Source organism: Enterococcus sp. DIV0187 (genome assembly GCF_051713785.1).
Classification (GTDB): Bacteria; Bacillota; Bacilli; order Lactobacillales; family Enterococcaceae; genus Enterococcus_A; species Enterococcus_A avium.
Genome location: NZ_JBIOQO010000001.1, coordinates 1,121,134 through 1,138,308, shown reverse-complemented (window position 1 = coordinate 1,138,308; position 17,175 = coordinate 1,121,134). Strand labels below are relative to the sequence as shown.

Below are 17,175 nucleotides of genomic sequence, written 5' to 3'. Positions count from 1 at the left end.
CTGTTCTTTTAATAGAGAAAAAAAGCTTCTAATTGTCTCGCAAAGTTAATAATACTTATATATCCAAAATTATTTTAAAAAAATAAAAAAAATAAATTGGTATTGTATGGTGATTAGCGCTATGCTTATTTTGTAGAAATTATTATTTTAAAGTTTAGAAATAAAAGCGCTTTAATAGAAAACAGAAAGTAGGAAATCAAATGACTGAACACGGACTGAGCCAACGCCAAATCTTTGGAGTAATGAAAAAGAACCTAGAAGCCAAAGCACTTAAGCAATTTGATGAGTTTCATGATGAAGCAACGTTGTTAGAATATGCTGTTGCGGTTCTCGTGAGGAATGCACTTGTGCTTGGCGACTATTCATTTTTCTTAAAAGAACAGATCTGTGAAGTATTCCTTACTGCTAAACCCAATGAAGCGATGCGAAAGTTTTTGCCTTTTTTCATTTCGTACTTTTCAGACAAGGAATACAATCAAATTATTCTACGTCTGTTTAAGAATAAAACATCATATTATCAACATACTAAAACCGCTCGTGAATATAGCAAATATCTAAATAAATCAACCTCTCAAATAGTTCTTCCAGATAACCAGAAAGTTTCTATTGAATCCATTTTTGAAGATAAGAGCGGGAAGAAGCATAAATGGATTCTGCGGGATGCAGATCCTTCAAAAAAGAAGGAAGAAATTGAACATATTCTTGAGGTCTTAACACTGCTGTCCATTTTTGAAGTAAATGGCGTGCGTCGCTTTGCACAGCTAGTTAAATCTAAGCGGATTGTTAGTGAAGAGGAAGAATTAGTTAAGCAAAAAGCGGCACCGAAGAAAGTAAAGGGTAAAAAAACTGCTGCGAAAAAAGAACAGCAGGAGTCTGCACAGCATTCAACTACTGAAACGAAGCAACTAAAAGATCAGCAAACGGTTCGGACAAGTATGCCTACTAATATTGATCCAAGAAAAATGGACTCTAAAGCTTTGAGGCAATCAGCCAAAACAACGATACCGTTAGAAACAGATTTGACAGCGTTTCACATTGAAAACGCTGACTCGCAGACTGATAAAATCACCACGATTCCGATAGCAACACAGGAAGTACCAGAGCATTACTTGGATCAAAGTTCACAGAACCTATCGGAAAAAGAGCTAGAACCAGCTTTAGCGGCGATCGAAGCATCCGCTGAAGATACAGAAAGCCCTTCAAAACTCGACCAAGTGACTCCAACAAAGAAGAAGGTTAGTAAAAACTTGCTAAATATGCTGAAAAGGTTTAGTAAAGGAAAATAATTTAGAACTATTGTTAAGGAGTTTATTTGGCATGGAAACTGTTTTTCTATCAGTAAGTCTGTGATCATGAATCAGATTTCAGGATGAAGAGTATCTTTTTTTTTTAGCCCATAGATATAAAGAATTGTTTTTTAAGCAATGGAGTAATGCGCTCATTTTTGCCTAAGCTGAAAGAAATCCTATATAATAGAAAAAACAGCGACGGGAGAAGACGTATCATGACTCAGGAAGATGGATTTTTTCAAGGAAAAAAAGTGAATAGCAGGAAATTACAGGCTTACGGTTTTAAAGAAAATGGGGGAGTTTATTCTTATGATACGAAAATCATGCAAGGGGATTTTCAATTGACTGTGACCATTTCAAAAAAAGGACAAGTAGAGACAAACCTGCTGGAACTTGCCAGTGAGGAAGAGTACATCCTGCACCGAACCTCAGCAGCTGGTTCCTTTGTGGGTGCAGTCAGGTCGGAGTATCAGTCAATCCTGCAAGATATTGCCGATAAATGCTTTGAATCAGATTCTTTCAAAAATGAGTCAGCAAAAGAAGTCATCAATTATATCCGCGATACGTATCAAGATGAATTGGAATTTCTCTGGCCTAAAACTCCGGGCAATGCCATTTTCAGAAGAAAAGAGACAAAAAAATGGTATGCAGTATTATTAACGGTTCAGAGAAATAAACTTGGTTTGCCATCAGATGAGCAGATCGAAATTCTAGATTTAAGAAATCAACCAGAAAAGGTCGCAGCACTTATCGAGAAACAAAACTATTATCCTGGCTATCATATGAATAAAAAATACTGGCTAACGATCTGTCTTGATGGAACGATCCCTTTTAAAGAGATTAAACTACTGATTGATGAAAGCTATCAGCTTGCGTTGAAATAAAAATGAAAGAAGACAGTAGTTGGGAAACAGCTACTGTTTTTCTATCAATAAATTTACCTATTGACATGGGACGCGTCCCATAACCTATAGTAGTATTAGGACGGAATGAGGTGGTAGTTTTGGTAAATATTCGTGATATTGCTGAGATGACGGGAGTCTCTAAAACAACAGTTTCAAGAGTCATCAATAATCAGCAATATGTTTCTGAAGATATCCGAAAAAAGGTTCAGGCGGTGATTGAGGAAACTGGTTATGTGGTTAATGGCAATGCGGTAAAATTGAGTATGGGGAAAAACTATACGTTAGGTGTTACCCTGCCTTACAATAACTCCTGCTACGATCGTTTGGTTAATAGTCTGCTGTTTCACGCGCGAGAAAAGGGCTATCAGGTCCTGCTCTTACCTACCTATTATGATGAGAAAACCGAGAGTGAGTACTATTCATTGATAGAAAAACGGATGATTGATGGGCTTATTTTAACATCTAGAGCGAGTAATTTGGATAATTGGACGAAGCTTAAGTCAAAAGGGCGGATCGTTTCAACCGAAAAGGTCACCAATCCTAAAATTCCGATGATCTTTCCAGATCGAAAGAAAGCTTACGAAAAATTGTTCAGCATGCTAAAAAAACAGGGCTTCTCTAAGGTTATTTTTACAAATAAACGCAGTCTTTCTGAAAGTACCAGTGCTCAAGATAAAGCCGCCTGCTACCAAAACTATTTTGGTGAAGTGATTGAAGGGCAAAATTTCTTTACTGGCATTGAGGATTATGACAGTGGGTATTATTGGGCGAAGGAAACCTTTAAAGAATTAGCGATTCCAGAGGTGATTTATGCAAATGCCGATGATACTGCTGCCGGAATTATTAACGGCCTGCAGGAACTCGGTATTATCCATAAAAAAGATTTCCAAATGATTGGCGAAGGGAATCAACCATATAGTCAGCTTTTAAATTTTTCAACGATCGACTTTCTGCCGCAAGAAATCGGAGCAGAAGTTATCAATTATATTTTATCGGATCAGGGAATGGTAAATGTGGCGAAGGAGCCGCGTTTTATTGAAAGATTGAGTTAAGAAAGGAAAAATGGACATGCATATTGAACACGTAGCAATTTGGACAAAAGATTTAGAGAAGATGAAGGAATTTTACGAAAATTATTTCAATACCAGCAGTACAGAGCTTTACCACAATAAAAAGACAGGCTTTCGCTCTTACTTTCTCAGTTTTGATTCAGGCAGTCGGTTAGAGCTCACTTCAAAACAGCATTTGTCGAATCGAGTGGCTGACAGTCTAGGCTATACTCATTTGGCGATTTCCGTGGGATCAAAAGAAGATGTCGATAGCTATGTTGAAAGATTTTTAGCTGATGGCTTTCCGTTATTAAATGGACCAAGAACAACTGGGGACGGATACTATGAAGCAGTGATCCAGGACCCAGAGGGAAATCTGATTGAACTGACGACGGATTAATTAAGAAGTAGTATTGTTTGTATGCAGCAATCAAAACGATTGCTGCTTTTTTTGAAAAAATTTTTTATTTCTGTATGATTGAATATATAATGACTGACAAGGAGTGTTTGGATGGAGCAAAGCAAGGATCGAAAAGTCTATAATAAACGATTGGGTGAAGAGGATGATTTTTTTAAGAAATTCTCAGCATTGGATAATGAAACCTATCAAGCAAATGTATTGGATAAGCGTCAAAAAGAGTTAATCGGATTAACGATTTCAATCATGTCGAGATGTGAAGAATGTATTCTCTATCATCTGGAGGAATGTCAAAAAGCAGATGTGACACGGGATGAAGTGATGGAGGTTGTTAAAATGACTGTAATCGGAGGCGGCTCCGTGCTGTATCCTTTTGCTCGGAAAGTTTTGAAGCTGCTAGATGAATTAAAGTATGAATAATCAATAAGTATTTTATTGATTTGTCTTTACGTGGTTTGCTATACTGGTGATGAAAATAAATTACGCACCTATAGATGAATGGAGTATGTTTTGTGAGTGTCACAGGTATCTAATCAATAAGCTGAATAGTCAAATAAACTCAGGTTTATTTGGCGTGCTTGTAGAAGTGATATCTGTCGAATGAATCGTATGTTTGTATTCTCTGACGATAGTATGACTATCGTCTTTTTTTGTTTTTCTGAAAAAATCTGTAAGTGTATTTTACAGAATTTTTATAGGTGAGACATTTATTTTCGAGGCAGATATCTCTGAATAAAAGATTGATAAGAAGGAGAATGGTGTATGCTATCGGAAATAAACGTTTCATTGAAAAGGAGAGAGACTAACAATAGGAGAAAAACAAAACGATGAAGACGACAATTATTGGAAACCACCCAGCTGAAACAATTGCTCAAATTACAGCTGTTTATAAAGATTTATTTGAATTTACTTGTGAAAAAGGACAGGGGCTAGCCAGAGTAAAGCGCGGCTGCTATGACAATAGACAAGAGAAATACCCAACGACAGGAGATCGTGTTGTCATTGATTGGCAAGGAAAAGATCATAGCCTCATCTTAAGAACATTGCCGAGAACTTCGGCATTATCTCGCTTAGATTCCGCTAAAGGAAAAGAACAAATGATAGCGGCGAATTTTGATTATGTTTTTATTTTACAATCGTTGAGTGGCGATTTTAATATTCGACGTTTGGAACGCTATCTGACACTTGCTTGGCAGTCTGGCGGAATGCCGATTGTTCTGTTGACAAAGGCTGATCAAATGGACAACTACTTGGAGCAAATAAGAGCCGCCAGAGAGGTTGCATTAGGAACCGAAGTTCATGCAGTCAGTGTGAAAACTGGCGAAGGAGTCTCAGCGCTAAATCATTATCTTTCACCGAATAAAACAATTGTATTAGTGGGTTCATCAGGTGTTGGGAAATCCACTTTAATTAATTATTTGTTGGGAAAAGAAATTATGGAAACTCAAGAGATTCGCAAAAGGGACGGACGCGGCCGACATACTACGAGTCATCGTCAATTATTTGAATTAGTCAACGGCGCGAAGATAATTGATACTCCCGGTATGCGAGAAGTTGGTATGTGGAGTGTTACTCGCGGACTAGAGGAAAGCTTTGCAGATATTGAGTTTTATTTTGAAAGTTGTCGATTCAAGGATTGCCGACATCAAAGTGAACCAGGCTGTGCTGTTAAAGAAGCCTTACAGAATCATGAGCTTTCATTAGAACGTTGGGAAAGTTATCTCAAGCTTCATGCAGAGGCGAAATACACCAGTGATAAAACAGCTTATTTACGGGAAAAGGAAATTTGGCAAAAGAGTATCAGCAAGTTTGCCCGACAAATCAAAAAAGATTATCAACATACCGCTTGTAAAGAAAGCTTTGTTTGTCAGAGATGTGGGATGCCAGCAAATCCTGAAAGTGCTGGGAGTAAACACCGGAATCATTGTCCACATTGTTTGGTGAGTCTTCATGTTGATAATCGCCCGGGGGATCGTTCTTCTATGTGCCATGGTCAAATGGAGCCGATTAGTATCTGGTCAAAAGAAGATGGTGAATGGGCACTTGTTCATCGCTGTCAAGCCTGCGGAACTTTAAAAACGAATCGCGTTGCCGCAGATGATAATCAGCAACGGTTGATTGAGTTAGCAGAAAAAGCAATGAAGCACCCGCCATTTAGATTAGGATAAAAAAATTCGCTCAGAGAATAATTTCTGAGCGAATTTTTCTGTGATTTAAATGAAATCATTGGCTGCGGAAGAAAAAACAATATGGGTGGAAGGAACCCCAAAACGCATAGTCTCATCGATGAATTCTTCCAAATGTTCCATGTTCTCAGCAACCACTTTTACGAGATAGCTGTAATGCCCAGCAATGCGGTAGTATTTTAGTACCATTTTCTGCTGCGCACAAAATTCGCGGAAGGCTTGACAATTTACTGTTTCAAATAGAATGAAGGCTGTAATACTTTTTCCCATCTTCTGATAATTGATATTGATGGTGTATTTTTCAATAATACCTAGATCTTCCATTTTTGTGATTCGTTCCTTTACGGCTGGGGAACTAAGTGCTACCTGCTGAGCGATTTCACTATATGGTGCCCGAGCGTTTTCCTTCAAAAGATTTAGTATTTTTTTATCTGTCTCATCCATTTTGAACCAACCTTTCAAATATTAAGCTAAATCAGAAAAATCTTTTGCTTAGTAAGGTAAATGAGCGGAAAGACTTTACAAACTGACTGTCACTTGAAGTGGTTATACTTTATCATAAAATGAAACGAATAAGGGGGAAAACAAATGAAAAAAGTTCTTTTATTATTAGCCAATGGTTTTGAATCCTATGAAGCGAGTGTTTTTACTGATGTGTTTGGCTGGAATCTTTATGAAGGTGATCAGAATACCGAGCTTGTCTCGGTGGGATTGCATCCTGTTTTGTCTTGTACTTGGGGGTATTCTTGCATTCCGATGAGGCAAATTGAGGAAGTCGATTTGAATGACTTTGATGCGTTGGCGATTCCGGGCGGTTTTGAGCAGGCCAACTTTTATGAAGATGCTTTCAGTGAGGATTTCTTATCAATCATTCAGCATTTTGATAAAGCAAATAAACCAATTGCGGCTATTTGTGTTGCCGGGTTGGCAGTTGCTAAAAGCGGCGTTTTGACTGATCGCTTTGGAACCACCTATCGCTTCAAAAATAATCCCAGACAGGATCAAATGAAAGAATATGGTGTACTTGTTCAGTCAAACGAACGGATCGTAGAAGATCGTAATATTATTACTTCTTCGTCTCCGGAAACTGCCTTAGATGTTGCTTTTCGTTTACTGGAGCTTTTGACGAATGAAGAGAATACAGCAGAGGTCAAAAGAAGAATGGGCTTTGCATAAACGGATCAATAAAACCTCGCATAATTGGGCACATTTAGCGAGCATCGAAAAAAACTCTCATGATAAAATTATGATGAAAGGAAGTTGATAGGAGGAACGAGAATGAAATTTAAAGGACCAATGTTAGTGGTAAAGGATATGGAAAAAGCAAAAAAATTTTACACTGAAGTAATCGGCATCCGCGTAATTGCTGATTTAGGAGAGAATATCACCTTGACAGGTGGATTAGCCCTGCAAACGGAAAACTCATGGGCGACGTTTACGAATTGTGAAACAGATTTTTTCCGTTACCATGGAAATGATGCCGAGATGTATTTCGAAGAAGAAGATTTCGACGGCTTTCTAGAAAAAATCGCGGCATTAGAAGTAGAACGTGTCGGTGAAGACCTGGAAATGCCTTGGGGACAAAGAGTTGTACGATTATATGATCCAGATAAGCACGTTGTTGAAATCGGCGAAGATATGAAGGTCATGATGAAACGCCTCCATGCCATTGGTTTGACAGTTGAACAACTTTCCGAAAAAACTTATATGTCGACAAAAATGGTTGAGCGAATGTTGAAATAAAAGGTAAAACAGCGGTTACACAACCGCTGTTTTATCTTTTATTTTTGATACACTGCGATACATCTAGCTGTATAACCGGGAGCATCTAGTACGTTTGGGAAGCTGCAGGCGATGATCGCTCCAGTTGCTGGTAGCTGATCCAAATTGCACAGCATCTCAATTTGATACTTGTCTTGCTCCAAGAGATAGCGTTCTCCCTGCCAAGGAACGATTAAGTTGGCAATTGCAGGATCAGTATCAGGGGTTTCGTGACCCACTGCGGTGATCGTTCGTTCTTCGCTCAAAAACTTGAGTGCTTCTAACGACCAGCCGGGATAATGGGGCTGGCCCGCTTCATCAGGAGCAAAGAAATCTTCGCCTTTTCGTTTGGACCAATCTGTCCGAACGGCAGCGAAACAATCATCAGGAAATCTCCCATAATTTTCTTCCCAAGCGGTTAAGTCTTCAACCGTAATAGCATAGTCGACATCCTCAGCGACTTTTTCTGTCAGGTCGATGACACAAAGAGGCAAGACTGTTTCTTTCACTGTGATTTGATCTAGGGTTCTTCCGCCTTCAACAAAATGTGAGGGTGGATCAATATGGGTGCCATATTGGCTGACCATTTTGTACTCGCTGGCGCAAACAGTGTGTTCATCGTAGGTAAAGACTTCTGTCATTTCAAGTTTATTGTATCCAGCATAATGTGGTGTTTCCTCATTGACTGGATGACTCAAATCGATCCATTCGTATGCCGGTGACTTCAATTCGTCTAACAATTCCCATAATTTGCTGCTCATGTTTTTTCCACCTTTCTAAGCCATGATTTGTTTGACGCCATTTAAGAAACGCTCGACTTCTTCAATCGTGTTGTAAGGAGCGATACCAGCTCGAATAAATCCGCCTGTCTGATCAATACCTAAACGTTCGACCAAGGTTAACGCGTAAAAATGCCCTTCCGCAATAAAAACGCTGTGTTCTTCACACATTCGGGTACAAAAATTGATCGGTGAGATTCCTTCCGCACGAAAGGCGATGGTTGGAGTTTTCTTTTTGTCACTTTGGTAAAGTTTGATTCCCGGTATCTCTGCTAATCCATCACGAATTTTTTCTGCAAGCATATTCTCATATACTTCAATTGCGTGATAACCGCTGATTAACTGTTCCTTGAGTGTTTCACCTTCACCCAAGCGGGCAATAAAATGAATGGCCTCAGAAACAGCTGGAATTCCTTCATGGTTTTGCGTGCCGATCTCCAATCGATCAGGAACACCTCCAGGCGCTGGTACTACTTTATAGATATCGAGGCTTTCAAATAGCTCTTTGCGAATCACCGCCATCCCAACATGAGAAGCGAAGAATTTGTAAGCAGAGGAGAACAGCATATCAATCCCTAGCTCCTGCATATCAACGTACATATGAGGAATGCTGTGAACAGAATCGACCGCAACTAAAGCTCCAACCTCTCTAGCTTTTGCTGAAACGGCCTTGATATCAGTAATTGTGCCGACACAGTTTGATGCGTGACCTACCGCAATCAGCTTGGTTTTTGGACTAATCAAGTCATCTAATTTATCTAATTCAAGTTCCAATGATTCTGTATTTAACGGAATGTACTTGACGATTACACCGCGGTCCTCGGCTGCTCTGCGCCAAGAGTCAATGTTTGAGTGATGTTCAAGCTCCGTTAAGATAATCTCATCACCAGCTTCCCACTGGTTTGCCAGAGCTCGACTAGTGTGAAACATCATAGTAGTGGCATTGGGTCCAAAGGCAATTTCGTTTGCTTGTGCATTAAATAATACAGCAATGTCTTCTTTCGCTTTTTGGATAAGTGCTTCAGTTTCTTGGCTCGTAGGAAAATTTCCATGGAGGTTGGCAACACCATTTCGCATATACTGACTGATCGCTGTAATTGAGCTTTCTAAAAATTGAGATCCTCCGGGTCCGTCAAAATAAACAACTTGTTGGCCATTGTGCACTCGTTTTAAAGCAGGGAACATCTTGCGAACTTCTTCAATTGGGAACTTTTTTTCCATTACTATCATCCTCCAAAAAGAATTTTGGTTCATCTTAATTTTAAACAATAGATGGGGCGGTGTCTAAATAAGTTCTTTCAGCGAGCGTCAAGCAATTTTAGGTTTTAAAATAAAACAGTCGCTCAATTAAAGGAGTAAATCTGTTTGCTTTTGAAAGCGATTGCATAGTTTGTTGGATTGATCTATACTTATAATTTAAATGAAGGGATTGGAGAGACGTGTATGATTGATGCTGAAAAATTTGAGAAAATAAAAAAAGAACATCCGTTTTTCTCAATCACTGAACTAATCTATTTATTTCTTCGAGAGGAAATTATTCATTTACACTTGCCACCAAAACAAAAATTAAACGAAAGCCGAATTGCCAGTAGCCTAGCGATTAGTAGGACACCTGTTCGAAAAGCGTTAGATCAATTACTAGAGGAATTTTTAGTAGAAAAAAACGGCAAGCTTTATACCGTTTCCAGCATGAGCAAATCGGAAAGCCTTATGTTGTGTGAGGCCCGGATTGCAATTGAAGGACACGCAGTATTTTTAGCCACGAGTAATATTAATCCGTCTCAATTAAAAAGATTAGAAGAATTGACGGTTACTTACGAACAAGTAAATCTTGAGGATGGTAGTTGGGAATATGCGGAGTGTGATCATGATTTTCATAATCTCCTAATTGAAGCCGCTGAGAATCTGCATATTTCTCAGATGTATGAAACGATGGAATTACGCTTGCGTCATTATCGCCATTGCCTAATCAGTGAAATCGGCAAAGAACAATTACGCCCGATTCTCGATAAGTCAGCTAGAAATCATCGAGCAATCTTGAATGCGATTAAGCTGGGGTTTGCGGATCAAGCGAAAGCATTGATCGAAAAAGACATAAAGGGAATGTATGAAGTCTTTTTCGAATGGCGCTAACAAAAAAAAACAAATAGAAAGAGACCTCACTGAGTACTTTCTATTCGTAACATTTCAGAGGCAGCAGCTTGCTGTCTTTTTTTTGGTTAACCTTCACATTCTTCAGAAGATAGTCGTTCTCTAAACTTCTTAAACCATTCGATCTCAAATTTTGCCTTCTCAATTCCAAGATCCAACGTCGCATATTGGAACTGAGCAATGTCTTTCACGTTTTCTAAATCCATGTATTCAACGGCACCGCCACGCTCTTTTAAGCTTTGTAGAAAGGGTTCGTCAAAAGAATAGCGAGGACTGCTTGCTGCATTGATTTGTTCTAGCGATGCTAATTCATCTTCTAATACTTGAATATAATCTGCTAGCATTTCAGATCTTTTATCTTTGTCAGTAAAACCCATAAAGAAAAATTTGCTTAATTCCATATTTTTTTCTTTGTAAAGCATCGGCTGAGTGATTGATTGTTGAAAATGTTCCTTACCCAAATCTGTAATAAAATACACCTTTTTATTTAAGCCGCCTTCAACCTGTTCCTTAAAGGTGATCATCTGTTTATTCAGCAGCTTCTTTAAAGCAGCTTGAATGCTGCCGGTACTATCACTGCTGACCGTTGAAAGAGAATTCTTAATTGATTGACGCAGCTCGTAAATTGTTGATCCTTGAATCATTAGAAAACCTAAAATGATGATATCCAATTTCTCACTCCTAAAAAAGCTTCTACTATAAAAATGCTGTAACAAAAAAACAGATAGACCCAATCAGGGCTAATGGTGTCATAACGTATTTTTCCTTTTTACTAAAGGACATCAGATTCATCCCTGTATTTAACAATAAATAAAATCCAAAGAAAATACAAATACCCCGAGCAATTGAAAAGGGAACAGCTAACGAAATAATTTCACCCACATATAAGATACTAACGATAGCGATTAATTGAAAAATAAATGCACTTCCACTAGCAAAACGCATCTCAATAGGAAGAACTTTATGTTTGCCGCCCATTGTAAATTCCCCTAAAGGCAGCCCTAATGTCACTGATAATGTTAAGAGTGCAATCAGTCCAAAAATCATCGCACCAACAATCGAAAAAATTTCCATTTTCGTTCCTCCTAGCCATATTTGTATTGCTAATAGTAACATTACTAAAAGTAATGTACAAGTTTATATTAACATCTTTTGTATTTTTTATTGACTCCCACGTTACGTGTGACTCTATACTATAAGTAAGCTAGCAAAATAAAAGGAGCATACATCGATGTTTAAAATTGGAGAATTCTCAAAACTATCAAATACCACTGTCCGCACGTTGGATCATTATGCCGCTTTAGGCTTATTAGAGCCTGAAACAATCGATAGTAAAACAAACTATCGTTATTACTCAGCCAGTCAATTATCTAGGCTGAATCAAATCAAACTGTTGCAGCAAACAGGCTTGCCATTAAAAACGATTAAAGAAATCATCACTACAGACGATTTGGATTTTTTAGAACAGCATTACAATCTTCAAGAAAAGAAATTGGAGGAGGATCTAGATGAGCTGTTGAAGAAGCAACGGATGATTTCACTCCTCAAACAAAATGTGAAAGAAGGAAAAAACATGGCACAATATAATGTAGTAGTAAAAGAAATCCCTGAACGAAACGTCCTCAGTGTTCGTGGAGTCCTAGCAGACTATACACTTGAAGGAGAGCTATGGCAAAAATTGCAGCAAGGTGTCACAGAGGTCCAGGCAAAAATGGCTCAACCACCAGTGAATATAACGCTTTTCCATGATGTAGAGTATGTTGAAAAGGATGCAGATGTAGAGGTACAAACAACTGTCATTGGTGAATACCCAGAGGCAAAAATTGCCGAATTTAAAACAGCACCTGCTTTTATCATGGCGTCAGTGACTTTTAGCGGCAGCTTTGATCAAATGCCAAAGGTAACCCAAACAATCGCTGAATGGTTAGAAGCCAACGAGTACCAGATCGTCGGACCAATGATTAACATCGGTCATGTTTCACCAGGAGAAGATCCAAACCCAGAGAATTGGGTCACCGAATCTGGGTTTGTTGTAGCAAAAAGAACAAATTAAGTTGGCGAGCAGTCATTTATTCGTAAGAAGGTAAATGGCTGCTTTTATGAAGGGAGCAAAAAGATGGAGTATGTGATAAGCGAGTTTAAACCTATGGGCGGCAAGCACTGTATCACAAATGCTTTGAAGCAGGTGTTCGAGTATTATCAGATACCAATGACAGAGGCAATGCTTTTTGGAATGGGGACAGCCTTGGGGTTTGCTTACATTAATTTGGCGCATTCTCCAATGATCTCTGGTCGATCAAAGCCAATCGAGTTTGAGCAGAAACTAGCGGAACGTTTGCAAATCGAAATCAACTGCCGACAGCCAAAAAATGCGGCTACAGGCTTTGCAAAAGCGAAGAAGCTGCTTCAACAAAACCAACCAGTCATGGTCTATGTGGATATGCCTTATATGAAGTATTTAGGAATGAATTCGGCGAGTCACTTTGGCGGCCATGCGGTGGTGCTATTTGGTTATGATGATGAACGACAGATATTTTACGTAAGTGACCGTGATCATTCGAATTTTCCGATACGTACACCAAAAGGCACGATTGCCAATGATTATCATCTAGTCAGTTATCAGGAAATGGAAAACGCGCGAAGCAGCAACTTTAGACCTTTTCCAGCAAACAATAAATACTTGACTTTTGATTTTTCATCCTATAAAGCACCGACTGCTGAGACGATTACTGCTGCAATCAACGAAACTTGTGAAACGATGTTGAGGCCTCCTGCCAAATTATTAGGCATAGATGGGATAACTAAGTTTTCACGGGAAATCATCAAATGGCGAACCTTTGAACAAAGGAAGTTAAAGACAGCAGGGATCACAAACTATTTTCAGATTAGTAAAGATGGTGGAACCGGAGGAGGCATCTTTCGGAAAATGTATGGGGAATTTTTACTAGAGGCCGAACCGATTTTGTCTAAGGAAGAGCTTGGGGAGATCGGACGGCAATTTATTAACATCGCTGAAGCTTGGGATCAGTTAGCTGAACTCTTTTGGCAGCTGGGAAGTACAGGAAACCAAGAGTTGCTTCGCTCGATGAGTGTAGAAATTGCGAGGCTAGGTGATCTTGAAAGAATTGCACTGGAAAGACTGCAGATAGTGATTAATGCGTAAATGAAGAGACTAGCTAAAACGAAAATTTCGTTTTGATTTAGTCTCTTCCATCTTAATTTAAGTAAGCTAGTTGTTGGATCAGTGTATTCATTCGATATTCTTCGATTTTCCTGCCTAAACTGGCTAATTTCTTGGCAGAGGGAATATCTTCTAGTACGAATAATTTTTCCTTTGGAATGATCGGAGTAGAAAAATTAGTAACATACAGATCAGATGTGAGTGAGCTGGCTGCTACCTCAGCGTACACTTTATCCGGTTGAACATCTAATATAATTTTCTCGTGATAATTTTTCTCCAAATAATAGGCCAAAAGCTGAGCGTGTTTGGCTCCTAAGTCGCTGCAAACTTCAGTAGAAACTGGTTGACGCAGTTCATCTAATTGTTTCGGCAGGTCATCCCAGTAGATGAATAGTCTGAATAGAATCAAATGGAAGTACAGCGAGTACCAAGGAAAACGGCTCTTTGCTTCTTGATCCTTTAAGGTTTTTTCTAGAACCTTCGTAAAAACAGCAAAGTCTCTTTGAATCGCCAAACTATTGTACAGTTCGCGATTATAGGCGATATATTTTTCATAAGGGTAGGTCTTGTAGGAAGTGTAGACGGATTTCAAAAGGAAAGCACAATTTCTGCGGCTCAGATCGGAAAGTGTGATTCCCAGTGCATTGACCATTAAGGAAAGCATCGAGTGACAAAGACGATCGATGCGCGCATCTTCTTCAAGATTATCCCAAGCAAAATCATACCAAAAAATAGTTTGGATCAAATCAGTTTGTCGCTCTTGAGTAATGGGCACAGAGCATTGCAACATTAAATCATTGATTAAAGCAGTGTAATTCTCTAAATTTTGTGCAGATACTAAATTTCGCTTCGGCTTGCTGAGAAAGCCTTGGTTTTGGCGGATCAAGCTGACTGCTATTAAGAAAGCAAACTCCGTTTTTTGAAGAAAGTTGAGCTTTAAATCAAAATTTTCATTTAAACGAGCAACGGTTGTGAAAATCATTTTCTGGTCTAATTCGAAGGGCCATTCATAGACATCATACACTTCTAAAAAATATTCAGCCATGAACATTCGAACATGCCGTTCATCTTCACCGACAAGGGTTAGATCGTTACGATCAATTTTCAGTCCGCGTTTTTCCAAGCCATCGTTTAACTTAACGATTCGTCGATATAGACTTGAGGAACTTAAAAATAGTTCTTTTTCTAAATCCGACCGTAATACTCCGGGATGGTAGAAAAGTATCTCAAGTAGTTGAAAGGTGGGAGACTCCTTCAGAATATCTGAAAAAATCTCATGAACTGTATGGTTATCCTTTTCAGTTAAATGTAATTCCCCGGTGCTATTTTTCTCTATTTGGACAATGTCTCCCCACTGATCTTCAATTTCTTGACAATCATTCACAATAGTTTTTGGAACCGCTTTTACTTTTTCTGCTAAATTTTTCACGGATACATAATTATTAGCAGATCTTAGAAGTTCAATTATTTCGATTTGACGATTATTAGTAGAAGATAAGGCATGTCTCATGTTAAACCTTCTTTCAATCGATTGATACTCTTAGTATAAAGGAAAAAAGAGTCACTGAAAATGATTCGTCGATTGAAAAAGAAGAAATATTTTCAACAGCTTGTGAAATATCCTACTAAAGGAGGAAGACTTCACGAATTTATTGTGGCATACTATAGTTATTATTTGAAAAAGGAAGTGGCAAATGAATCTCTCCATTGATGGCTTCAAGTTAAAAGTAATCGCAATTATCGCAATGCTACTGAATCATATTGGCAGCGGCTTTAGTCTTTATGAACAGTCGAGTGTGCTCTTTTTCTTCACTGAGTTTATTGGGAAATTAACTTTTCCAATTATGGCCTATCTGTTAGTTGAAGGCTTTTATTATACTCATGATCGAAAAAAATACGCTGGAAGAATGACTGTTTTCTGGTTGTTATCAATTTATCCTTTTCATCTGCTGTTTGGTGGAAATCATCCTTTTCGTGCAATCGAATTGGTCAATAATATCTTTTTCACCTTACTCATGGGCTTATTATTAATGATGGCTTGTGAGAAGACAAAATCATCATTTTTAAAATTTCTACTCGTCTTTTTCTTTTCAATGATAACGGTTGTATCTGACTGGTCTTTAATTGGTGTATTATTGATCTACGGATTCTACAAATGGAAGAATAAAAAAATCGGAATCTGGCTGCCAATACTTTATACAACCGCCTTTTTAATACTTCTTTACGCTTTAATGCACATTACTGATGGACAATCGGTTCCGCTTTATCAGGTTTTCTCTGGGTTTGGTATGCTGATGGTGATTCCGTTATTGAAGGCCTATAGTGGTGAAAGAGGTTATTCGCCTAAGTGGGTCAAGTGGGGATTTTACGGCTTCTATCCGATACATTTAGTTGTCTTGGCCGTTATTCGTATGTTGATTCAGTAAGTTAAGGGGAGGCTTTAATGGAGTATCTCATTCGAGAAATGCATGTATCTGAATACCCATTACTAAGAGAGTTTTTGTATCAGGCAATTTATCAGCGTGATCAAGAGAAGTCTATCCCTAGAACGATCATTGATGATCCGAATATTGCTGTTTATATTCAAGATTTTGGCAAGTATCAGACAGATATTTGTTTATGTGCTCAGCTTGATGATAAAGTTGTTGGTGCTGTTTGGGTTAGAAACATTGCGGGATTTGCTGCCATAGATGATCAGACGCCTGAGTTGGCTATTTCACTTTTACCAGAATATCGTGGGCGGGGGCTTGGTACTGCCTTGATGAAAGCAATGATTGGAAAAATGAACAGAGAAGGCTATGCAAAAATCTCATTGGCTGTTCAAAAAGAAAATTATGCGTTGAACATGTATCTACAGATTGGTTTTGAGATTGTTGATGAAAATGAGGAAGAGTATATTATGGTTTGTCAATTGAATAAAAACCTTCACTCGTAAAACTTTACTGAGTGAAGGTTTTTTTAGGCTGTAATCATTCGATATTTGTCAATAAGATAAAAGAACAGCCATGGAATGAAGCCGATAATACAAGTTGCTGCCAGCCAAGCAATATTTAGAAATCCAGTGAGATCAAGATTCAAATTCAAAATAGTATTAATGAAAAGCAGCATCAGGATAAACGCTGTTGAAAAGATGGAGGAAACGAAGAAGAATGTTTTTCCTCTTTTCACTCTCATAGTGGGAAATTCCTTAGTAGAAGAAGCTGCAGCTGTATCCCATTGACTAGATTTACTTTCTTCGTGATCATTTTTCAGCATAATTTCCTCCCAGAAGTTTTCTTTAGTTTAACTAAAAACGATTTCATTGTCGTCCTACTTAAGTATGAGTATTCGATGATTATGACGGTAAAAAAATTCAAAAGAATCATCTAAAGGATACTTAAGAGAATTAATGAATTTTGTCTTGTATCTTTAGAGTAACAAATAAAAGTACAGTCCAAGATTAAACATCTGTGGACT

The 17,175-nt window shown here is 38.3% G+C and carries 20 protein-coding genes; 13 read left to right on the top strand and 7 right to left on the bottom strand.

Annotated features, from left to right (window positions below):
* The first annotated feature begins 200 nt into the window (after positions 1-200).
* The 6 genes from IGI52_RS05605 to rsgA all read left to right on the top strand — a co-directional run bounded on the left by IGI52_RS05605 (position 201) and on the right by rsgA (position 5,829).
* Entirely contained in the window at positions 201-1,286 is a 1,086-nt protein-coding gene (locus IGI52_RS05605) for a hypothetical protein (RefSeq protein WP_438780691.1), read from the top strand.
* 218 nt (positions 1,287-1,504) lie between these two features.
* Positions 1,505-2,173 carry an MmcQ/YjbR family DNA-binding protein gene (locus IGI52_RS05600; RefSeq protein WP_438780690.1) on the top strand — a complete coding sequence of 223 codons (669 nt, stop codon included), beginning with the start codon at positions 1,505-1,507 and terminating at the stop codon, positions 2,171-2,173.
* A gap of 119 nt (positions 2,174-2,292) precedes the next feature.
* The gene (locus IGI52_RS05595; protein ID WP_438782228.1) at positions 2,293-3,246 is read left to right on the top strand and encodes a LacI family DNA-binding transcriptional regulator; all 954 of its coding nucleotides are present in this window, start codon (positions 2,293-2,295) and stop codon (positions 3,244-3,246) included.
* A gap of 16 nt (positions 3,247-3,262) precedes the next feature.
* Positions 3,263-3,643 carry a VOC family protein gene (locus tag IGI52_RS05590; RefSeq protein WP_216410810.1) on the top strand — a complete coding sequence of 127 codons (381 nt, stop codon included), beginning with the start codon at positions 3,263-3,265 and terminating at the stop codon, positions 3,641-3,643.
* A gap of 111 nt (positions 3,644-3,754) precedes the next feature.
* On the top strand, positions 3,755-4,081 hold the full coding sequence (locus IGI52_RS05585; protein WP_016182076.1) for a carboxymuconolactone decarboxylase family protein: 327 nt from the start codon (positions 3,755-3,757) through the stop codon (positions 4,079-4,081).
* A gap of 407 nt (positions 4,082-4,488) precedes the next feature.
* The gene (gene rsgA / locus IGI52_RS05580) at positions 4,489-5,829 is read left to right on the top strand and encodes a ribosome small subunit-dependent GTPase A (RefSeq protein ID WP_438780689.1); all 1,341 of its coding nucleotides are present in this window, start codon (positions 4,489-4,491) and stop codon (positions 5,827-5,829) included.
* 45 nt (positions 5,830-5,874) lie between these two features.
* Here rsgA and IGI52_RS05575 read toward each other — a convergent pair whose 3' ends face one another.
* A complete protein-coding gene (locus IGI52_RS05575; protein WP_438780688.1) occupies positions 5,875-6,291 on the bottom strand; it encodes an Lrp/AsnC family transcriptional regulator in 417 nt (138 codons plus the stop codon).
* Between the two features lie 144 nt (positions 6,292-6,435).
* Here IGI52_RS05575 and IGI52_RS05570 point away from each other — a divergent pair, with 144 nt between their 5' ends.
* Together IGI52_RS05570 and IGI52_RS05565 are read left to right on the top strand one after the other, a co-directional pair.
* Entirely contained in the window at positions 6,436-7,023 is a 588-nt protein-coding gene (locus tag IGI52_RS05570) for a DJ-1/PfpI family protein (protein WP_016182079.1), read from the top strand.
* A 102-nt stretch (positions 7,024-7,125) separates the two neighbouring features.
* Positions 7,126-7,590 (top strand): VOC family protein, encoded by a 465-nt coding sequence (locus IGI52_RS05565; RefSeq protein ID WP_016182080.1) that lies wholly within the window; start codon positions 7,126-7,128, stop codon positions 7,588-7,590.
* Positions 7,591-7,628: 38 nt separating this feature from the next.
* On the opposite strand, the gene IGI52_RS05560 is transcribed toward IGI52_RS05565, so the two are convergent.
* Together IGI52_RS05560 and IGI52_RS05555 are read right to left on the bottom strand one after the other, a co-directional pair.
* Positions 7,629-8,369: a cyclase family protein gene (locus IGI52_RS05560; protein ID WP_438780687.1), complete on the bottom strand. Its 741-nt coding sequence runs from the start codon at positions 8,367-8,369 to the stop codon at positions 7,629-7,631.
* Between the two features lie 15 nt (positions 8,370-8,384).
* Complete coding sequence (locus IGI52_RS05555; protein WP_438780686.1) at positions 8,385-9,608, bottom strand: cysteine desulfurase-like protein; 1,224 nt, start codon at positions 9,606-9,608, stop codon at positions 8,385-8,387.
* A gap of 222 nt (positions 9,609-9,830) precedes the next feature.
* On the opposite strand from IGI52_RS05555, the gene IGI52_RS05550 reads away from it, so the two are divergent.
* A complete protein-coding gene (locus IGI52_RS05550; protein ID WP_102871067.1) occupies positions 9,831-10,520 on the top strand; it encodes a GntR family transcriptional regulator in 690 nt (229 codons plus the stop codon).
* A gap of 86 nt (positions 10,521-10,606) precedes the next feature.
* Here the strand turns inward: IGI52_RS05550 and IGI52_RS05545 are convergent, their stop codons facing one another.
* Complete coding sequence (locus IGI52_RS05545) at positions 10,607-11,209, bottom strand: PadR family transcriptional regulator (RefSeq protein WP_102871068.1); 603 nt, start codon at positions 11,207-11,209, stop codon at positions 10,607-10,609.
* A 25-nt stretch (positions 11,210-11,234) separates the two neighbouring features.
* Positions 11,235-11,606, bottom strand: coding sequence for a hypothetical protein (locus tag IGI52_RS05540; RefSeq protein WP_438782227.1), 372 nt, complete (start codon positions 11,604-11,606; stop codon positions 11,235-11,237).
* A gap of 163 nt (positions 11,607-11,769) precedes the next feature.
* Between IGI52_RS05540 and IGI52_RS05535 the strand changes: the two genes are divergently transcribed.
* Together IGI52_RS05535 and IGI52_RS05530 are read left to right on the top strand one after the other, a co-directional pair.
* On the top strand, positions 11,770-12,591 hold the full coding sequence (locus IGI52_RS05535) for a MerR family transcriptional regulator (protein WP_438780685.1): 822 nt from the start codon (positions 11,770-11,772) through the stop codon (positions 12,589-12,591).
* A 63-nt stretch (positions 12,592-12,654) separates the two neighbouring features.
* The gene (locus IGI52_RS05530; RefSeq protein ID WP_438780684.1) at positions 12,655-13,701 is read left to right on the top strand and encodes a BtrH N-terminal domain-containing protein; all 1,047 of its coding nucleotides are present in this window, start codon (positions 12,655-12,657) and stop codon (positions 13,699-13,701) included.
* Between the two features lie 52 nt (positions 13,702-13,753).
* Here IGI52_RS05530 and IGI52_RS05525 read toward each other — a convergent pair whose 3' ends face one another.
* Positions 13,754-15,229: a helix-turn-helix domain-containing protein gene (locus IGI52_RS05525; RefSeq protein ID WP_438780683.1), complete on the bottom strand. Its 1,476-nt coding sequence runs from the start codon at positions 15,227-15,229 to the stop codon at positions 13,754-13,756.
* 184 nt (positions 15,230-15,413) lie between these two features.
* On the opposite strand from IGI52_RS05525, the gene IGI52_RS05520 reads away from it, so the two are divergent.
* Both IGI52_RS05520 and IGI52_RS05515 read left to right on the top strand, forming a co-directional pair.
* Positions 15,414-16,145: a TraX family protein gene (locus tag IGI52_RS05520; protein WP_438780682.1), complete on the top strand. Its 732-nt coding sequence runs from the start codon at positions 15,414-15,416 to the stop codon at positions 16,143-16,145.
* A gap of 17 nt (positions 16,146-16,162) precedes the next feature.
* Positions 16,163-16,654 carry a GNAT family N-acetyltransferase gene (locus IGI52_RS05515; RefSeq protein WP_438780681.1) on the top strand — a complete coding sequence of 164 codons (492 nt, stop codon included), beginning with the start codon at positions 16,163-16,165 and terminating at the stop codon, positions 16,652-16,654.
* A 23-nt stretch (positions 16,655-16,677) separates the two neighbouring features.
* Here IGI52_RS05515 and IGI52_RS05510 read toward each other — a convergent pair whose 3' ends face one another.
* Positions 16,678-16,974 (bottom strand): hypothetical protein, encoded by a 297-nt coding sequence (locus tag IGI52_RS05510; protein WP_438780680.1) that lies wholly within the window; start codon positions 16,972-16,974, stop codon positions 16,678-16,680.
* Positions 16,975-17,175 lie beyond the last annotated feature (201 nt).